This is a genomic window from Hymenobacter sp. H14-R3 (genome assembly GCF_030063445.1).
Lineage (GTDB): Bacteria > Bacteroidota > Bacteroidia > Cytophagales > Hymenobacteraceae > Hymenobacter.
The window spans coordinates 1-531 of record NZ_JASITD010000090.1 but is presented as its reverse complement, the minus strand read 5'-3'; the positions used below and the strand labels follow the sequence as shown (position 1 = coordinate 531).

The following is a 531-nucleotide window of genomic DNA, read 5'->3' as shown; positions in this document are numbered from 1 at the left end:
CCAACCTGCGCCGCCGCCTGGCCCTGCTCTACCCCGGCCGCCACGCCCTGGAAGTCCGCAACGACGGCACCGAGCACTACACGCGCCTGGAGCTAGATTTGGGACCGGTCTAGCCCGGGCTGATGGTGAAAAAGCCGGTAGCCCGCCCCCGACGCCTCCCGCCTAACTACTTTCTCCCCAAAAATGCTCCGTTGCATCGCCGTTGATGACGAGCCTGCCGCTACCCGGCTGCTGGCCGCCTACATCCAGAAAGTGCCGACGCTCACGCTGGTGGGCACCACCACCAGCCCGCTGGAGGCCCTGCAATGGGTGCAAGAGGGCCGCGTCGATTTGGTGTTTCTCGACATTCAGATGCCCGAGCTCACGGGCTTGCAGTTCCTGAAAATCTGCGGCCGGCAGTGCCGGGTCGTCCTCACCACCGCCTACCCCGAGTACGCCCTTGACGGCTACGAGCACGACGTGGTGGACTACCTGCTTAAGCCCGTGGCCTTCGACCGCTTTTTGCGCGCCGTGCAAAAGGCCCAGGCGGGG

General features: G+C 65.5%; 1 protein-coding gene. It reads left to right on the top strand.

Annotated elements, in window-relative coordinates; genetic code table 11:
* Positions 1-183 precede the first annotated feature (183 nt).
* On the top strand, positions 184-531 hold a 348-nt coding region (locus QMK33_RS23455), incomplete at its 3' end, for a LytR/AlgR family response regulator transcription factor (protein WP_283567053.1).